Raw genomic sequence first — 275 nt, 5'->3', positions numbered from 1 at the left:
GCTCTATATCGTCGAATTTACCCGATGCTTTTAGGTCTCGCATAATCGACCCCATACCGTTCAGCCGTTTTGCACGAGCGTTTCCAACAGGGTTATTAGCGTTGGAAAACCATGTACTAGGTTCATCGATATTAATACCAAATTTGTGGTTAATTTCATGCCAACAATGGGTGCGTACATCGGCCACCTTTTCAATATCGATGACATTGAAAAGTTTAAGTACACCCTTATTTTGGAAGTCTTCACGTTTAGATAATTCAGTTGTTGTCATCGAA

The 275-nt window shown here is 40.4% G+C and carries 1 protein-coding gene; it reads right to left on the bottom strand.

The window, feature by feature from the left end; translation table 11 throughout:
- On the bottom strand, positions 1 to 275 hold a 275-nt coding region (locus AAEY75_RS14960; RefSeq protein ID WP_352260020.1), incomplete at both ends, for a hypothetical protein.

This window comes from Psychrobacter sp. TB55-MNA-CIBAN-0194, from assembly GCF_040309505.1.
GTDB lineage: Bacteria > Pseudomonadota > Gammaproteobacteria > Pseudomonadales > Moraxellaceae > Psychrobacter > Psychrobacter fozii.
Note: the sequence above shows the minus strand (reverse complement) of the source record. Positions and strands in the feature narration are given on the sequence as shown.